Source organism: Streptococcus acidominimus, assembly GCF_001921825.1.
Classification (GTDB): domain Bacteria; phylum Bacillota; class Bacilli; order Lactobacillales; family Streptococcaceae; genus Streptococcus; species Streptococcus acidominimus.
In genome coordinates, this window is record NZ_MSJL01000075.1 from 1 (window position 1) to 5,348 (window position 5,348).

The following is a 5,348-nucleotide window of genomic DNA, read 5'->3' on the forward strand; positions in this document are numbered from 1 at the left end:
GAGTATATGAGAGAACACTCTGGAGAGTTTAGACATTATTAAAAGACGATTTCCGTTTAGAAGTCGTCTTTTTTGATAATCTTGAATACTATATATTGTATCTAGTGTAAACTGGTATATAGTTCCCTTAATTTTTATAGGGAGTATAAAAGTAAACTGAACAACTATACTATATCATCCGTTTACGAATATAGTATTATAGTCATTTAGTTTATATTTTTATTACTTCGTTAACTCGTCTTGCTGTACCATTGAGAAAAGTTACACTTTTCTTATCTGTCACTTGTCTAGTTATCAACTAGACAATTACCTGCGACTTTTAACGAAAACTTCGTTTTCTTCATTTCCGACCTCAAACAGTCTCTCCCCAGACTGTTTTGACGAAAACTTCGTTTTCTTTATTTCCGACCTCAAACAGTCTCTCCCCAGACTGTTTTGACGAAAACTTCGTTTTCTTTATTTCCGACCTCAAACAGTCTCTCCCCAGACTGTTTGAGCTAGTACTAAAAATAAACTAAACGGCTATAACAGTTAGAGAAGTGACGGTTCATACATAAGGGAGTGTGCTGTGAGTTTTTAACAGACTTTGTATTTTGTTTTTTCAGAATAGTAACAGAAAATTTTAATATTTCTTAAAGAATATGTAAAAGAGGATTGCTATGCTTTATTATTTTTGGTATAATATATAGACGTTTCTAGGAGAGTGTAGGATGAAGAAGGAAGGATTTGGAGATAAAGTTCGTAGGCTAAGAGAGGAACATGGCTGGAGCAGAGAGCAGTTTTGTGATGGGGAGCTGGAGCTAACCGTCCGACAGTTGACGCGGATTGAGCTAGGTGTATCAAAGCCAACCTTGACCAAAATATTTTTTATTGCGCATCGTTTGGGCCTGTCTTTGTTTGAGTTGATGCCTGATTATGTTGATTTACCAGATCAATATGTGAAACTCAAGTATGATATTTTGCGTACCCCAACCTATGATCAGCTTGATTTGATTGAAAAGCGTAATGAAAAACTGCTTGAAATCTATGAACACTTCTACGATATGTTGCCAGATATTGAGCGACTTGCTATTGATACCATACAGTCAACGATTGATGTGTTAGAAACTCAATCAGATGTTTTTGGTAAGGAGATTATCAAAACCCACATTCCACAGATAGAATGGAAGCCTAAATACGATGTCAATGATTTGTTGATTATTCACCTTTTTATTGAACATGCTTACTTGTCAACGATGGCTAAGAGTTCAGCTAGCAGAAAGGTGTTTTTGAGACTGGTGTTAGGATTGCCCGAACAGGTGGTGATGATGGAGCCAGAGGATCTTTTTGTTCTTCGCAATGTCATCTTTGCTGCTATCCGCGTCTTGGGATCCAAGGGAATCTACGATCCTATTCCTGCCTTATTCCAAGGACTTGATCAGATTATGCAGATCACGCAGGATTTTCAAAAATACCCGATTTTTAGTATGTTACGGTGGAAATACGAGCTTTTGGTACACCGGGATGTCCAGCGGGCTTATATCTATTGTAAGGAAGCGATGATCTTTGCGCAATTGATGGGGAATCGACATCTGATGGGGCGACTACATGACCAGTGGCGACTGGATACCACGGATTTTACGACATTTTTGTCCTGTTGATTTTCTTGGTGGTCTATTATACTAAGATTACTAAGAGAAAAGGAGGTAAGAATGATGAAGACAATGCGTTATGTTGCCGCAGTTGACTGGTCGGATTGGTGGGTGAAATAACCCACCAATTTTTTGATTTTTGAAACGAAAGTTGCTACTATAAGAAAAAGCAAGGTTGGAGGTAGAAATGACAATATTAGAGCGATGGTTACAGACCAAGCAGGGGCAGGTCTATCGTTACAAGATGGAGAAGATACACTATGCTCTGGATTTGTTGGAGCACCCTGAGAAAAATTTACCTGTCGTTCATGTAGCAGGTACCAATGGAAAAGGTTCTACTATAGCCTTTTTAACAAACTTGCTAGAAGCACAGGGCTTTCGCGTTGGAACTTTTGTGTCTCCGCACATGGTAACGGTGTATGACCGTATCTGTATCAATGGTATCCCGATTCCAGAAGCTCGATTTCAGGAATTGCTAGAGAGAGTTTTTCTACTGGAGCAAGAGGTGGAGCAGGTCTATGAGCCCTTTCGCTATTTTGAAGTGATGACCTTGGTCATGTTGCTCTATTTTAAGGAACAAGCCTTGGACTTTGCCTTAGTTGAGGTTGGGATAGGTGGCTTACTGGATACGACCAATGTTGTAGACCCCTTGGTAACGATTATCACTTCTATCGGTTTGGATCATCAAGATCTACTGGGGACTTGCTTAGAGGACATTGCAGAGCAAAAAGCAGGCATTATAAAACGGGGCATTCCAGTGTTGGTTGGACTTGTGGCTCCAACAGCATTTGAGGTCTGCCGTAGGAGGGCGGACCTTCTGCAAGCACCGATTTTTCGCGAAGGAGTAGATTTTTCTTTAAAAGATGGCATATTCACAAATATGACCAGTAGATGTGAAGGGCTTAAATTGGGCTTGCTTGGTCGACATCAAGAGGAAAATGCAGCCCTTGCTTTGCAGGCTTTTGGTCTGCTCATGGCAGAGCGTAAATGTCCAATAGACCCCAACATGGTGCGACAGGCCTTGGAAACAACAACCTGGGCAGGGCGTTTAGAAAAGGTGGGACAGCAGGGAAAGATTTACTTAGACGGGGCGCATAATCTCCCTGCCATTGAACGGTTGGTGGAGTTTATACAGTCTCTTTCTGGTCAAAAGGTAACGCTGCTCTTTTCGGCTTTAAAACGCAAAGATTTTAGAGAGATGCTGGAGTGTATTAAAAAAAGGCTTCCGAGTGCTGAATTGGTATTGACCAGCTTTGCCTATGATGGCGGCATAGAGGAGCTTGATTGTCCAGATGACTTACCCTATGTGACAGATTATGCCCAATTTATCCAAGAATGGGAAATGAATGCCAAGTCTGATGACCGGTTGTTTATCACAGGTTCGCTCTATTTTATTTCAGAGATTCGGAACGATTTTTTGAAAAAAAGCTAAAAATTCAAGGTTGAAGAAAAATCCATTTTGGACAATTTCTTTCAACTTTTTTAGTTTCCTTTGAGAGAGAAAAAACCTTTGAAGATGAAGAAAAAAACAGTTTTTAGAGAAGTCTTATAGCCGTTTAGTTTATTTTTAGTACTAGGCAACGAGTCGCAGGTAGTTGAAATAGTTGATAACTATTTCAAGTGATAGATAAGAAAAGTGTAACTTTTCTCAATAGTACAACTCAAGATACGAGAGCGTTAAGCAACTCCTAGACAAAATAGGAAATACGACGAAGAAGCTGTGGCTTCTAGGAGTATTTATCTTTTTGTCAGTGAGTTGTAGCTAAAGTTCAATTATACAAGACGAGTTAACGAAGTAATAAAAATATAAACTAAATGACTATAAAGGCATACGAAGCACCCTTTTCACGAGTTGGGGTAGGCTGTTTGAAGGGGACGCAATTGAAATAGAGAATGACAGACTGCATACTTTTTGGTATAATAAAATGAATTGTGTAAGGAGAATCCAATGACAGAGACAGAAGTGACGTATAGCCGTTTAGAGAGCTATTCAAGACGCGGTCGCCGTGTTCACCAAGGTAGACAGCCCTTATCTTTTAATGAAGGTTTTCAGAAAAATATGCCAAAAACAAAGATTATTCCCTCTATAATGTGGAGTTTAATCTTGAGTCTTCTTAGTGTTGCCAATCCTTTTTTGACATCATTTGCTACGAATCTTCAGTCTCAGGATCTGTATGCCGGCTTTGCCATGCATGCTGGTCAGGCTCCTTATGGACAGTTTTTCGGTACAAGTGGGGTGCTGTATTATTTATTGGTATATGCTGGTTCTGCGTTTGAGACGACCGCGGGTCTTGTTTTGTTACAGTGGTTTGTCTTATTTGCTGCGGGAATTTATTTTTATAAGATTTGTAGCTATATCAGTCAGTCAGGTCGCGTGGCTCTAGGTTTGCAACATTGGTTTTATTTGTTTATCCTAGCGCTAAATATCGGTGGTGTTCAAGCAAGTTTGTTTGCATTACCATTTGTGCTGGCTGGTCTGTGGTTTGTTCTGCGTTATCTTGAACGGGCAACTCGTGACGAGGGCTTTATTATCTATGGTATCCACGCTGCAATTGCCTTTATGATTTACCCTAAAAGTCTATTATTGTGGGGAGCTTCTGCTCTGGTACTGACTGTCTATAATGTGAGACAGCGCCAGAAGGCAAGAGGGCTATATCAAGCCTTGGCAACGGTCTTTGGATTTCTTCTCGTTGCTTATGCAGTAGGCTATTACACCTTTGTAGAGCAGGTGTTGGGGGCTGCTATCCAACAGACCTTCTTCTATGAGTTTGCCTTGGATTTTTCATATAGTGGTCTTACTTGGACCTTGATTCAAGTCTCTTTATTCTTGCTCTTATCAGGATTTTTAAAGAATCTATTTCATCTATTGTTGTCAATGGGACAGGGGAAATTGGTTTATTTCAAGAGTCTCATTTTGATAGCTTTTGTTGTGCAGCTCGTATTTTTAATAGCGGATGGACACTTTGAGCTAAGCCATCTAGTGCTCCTTTTACCGTATGGTTTTATTATGGGCTTACTAGATCTGTCTTCTGTTACTAAAAATGAAGACCTGCTGGCTAAAAAGATGGCTCATTACTCCTACCTTCGGTCACATATCTACCTGCCATTACTTGGCTTATTGCTCCTCTTGTTGGTGAAACCAGTGGTTAACTACGTCATTGCGGGTGATATGATAAGAGAACGTCAGGAAGTAGCGCGCTATATCAAGGAGCATTCGCAACGTTCGGATAATATCTATGCCTGGGACGATAGTGCCCAGCTATATCTCCAGAGTGAACGCCTATCAGCAGGAAAAATTCCGACAGCTAGTCCTTATTTGGATACTAAGGCCAATCAAGAGGGACTTGCCTTTGATTTAAACAAGAATAAGGCACGTTATATCATTGTCAATACCCAGCTTCCGCTTCTAGATAGGGTCAAATCAAACCTAGAAAAGAATTACGAAGAGGTAGAATTGGAGACGAGCCAACTCGCTTTATATGAGAAAAAATAAAAGATATTGGGATAGCTGTCTATCCCAATATCTTTTATTTTTTAGTTATTTCGTTTCTATTTTGGAATTGATTTTTATGGGCACCTCTAAAAACTTCAAGTAGTTGTTAAGTAAGCCCTATTTGTAAGCATTAATTCCAGTAAGCTTCGCTTTCGAAGCTTACTTTTTGCTTATTTTCCTATTTTTGGGCGCACTAAGCCCATGATGGCAATCCCAGTCGTTTG

The 5,348-nt window shown here is 39.9% G+C and carries 3 protein-coding genes; all 3 read left to right on the plus strand.

Features of this window, described 5'->3' with window-relative positions; translation table 11 throughout:
* Positions 1 to 710 precede the first annotated feature (710 nt).
* Complete coding sequence (locus tag BU200_RS09930) at positions 711 to 1,640, plus strand: helix-turn-helix domain-containing protein (RefSeq protein WP_075099982.1); 930 nt, start codon at positions 711 to 713, stop codon at positions 1,638 to 1,640.
* A gap of 178 nt (positions 1,641 to 1,818) precedes the next feature.
* Positions 1,819 to 3,063: a bifunctional folylpolyglutamate synthase/dihydrofolate synthase gene (locus tag BU200_RS09935; RefSeq protein WP_075099983.1), complete on the plus strand. Its 1,245-nt coding sequence runs from the start codon at positions 1,819 to 1,821 to the stop codon at positions 3,061 to 3,063.
* 516 nt (positions 3,064 to 3,579) lie between these two features.
* Positions 3,580 to 5,124, plus strand: a complete 1,545-nt coding sequence (locus BU200_RS09940) for a glycosyltransferase family protein (protein ID WP_075099984.1) — start codon at positions 3,580 to 3,582, stop codon at positions 5,122 to 5,124.
* Positions 5,125 to 5,348: the final 224 nt, after the last annotated feature.